This window comes from Vibrio sp. 1580 (assembly GCF_033340055.1).
This window is the reverse complement of sequence record NZ_JAWOVT010000803.1, coordinates 1-505: the sequence shown is the minus strand read 5'-3', so window position 1 is coordinate 505 and position 505 is coordinate 1. Positions and strand designations below refer to the sequence as shown.

Below are 505 nucleotides of genomic sequence, written 5' to 3'. Positions count from 1 at the left end.
ACGGCTTACGACTCGCAAATGAATTAAAACGCGTCATTTTTTTCGGGAACCGTCGATAAAGCCAATTTCCGATGAGAAAGCGAGCGCAGGCGTAGTTAAATGTCGCCCCAAAAACACAAGCAAATAAGGTGATAAGCACGCCTAATTGGACGTGGTATAAATAGCCGAATACCAATGCGATGGCTTGCTTTGGCCCACTCAACGACAAAAACACCACACTGAATGTGAAGATGACCACATGCCCTAAAGCCCCGTTTTTTTGAATGTAGCCAACCAGCCAGTTCTTATCTGTGAGGTGAGATAAAACGGGATTATCGAGCTGATTTGCTAACAAAACCCCAGCAAGTATAAGAAGTGCAAGCTTTAACCATTTCATTGTTTTGCATTTTCATTGGCAATGCTGACAGCTTTGATCATCGGATTTTTCGTGCGCTTTTGTAACCAGATCACACCAAACATATCAACAATCCCTACCCAAGCACGGTTCCATGCATTGTAATTGGAA

1 pseudogene is annotated in these 505 nt (G+C 43.2%); it reads right to left on the bottom strand.

Features of this window, described 5'->3' with window-relative positions:
• Nucleotides 1-376: pseudogene (locus tag R7093_RS28475) on the bottom strand (DedA family protein); the annotation flags it as partial.
• Nucleotides 377-505: the final 129 nt, after the last annotated feature.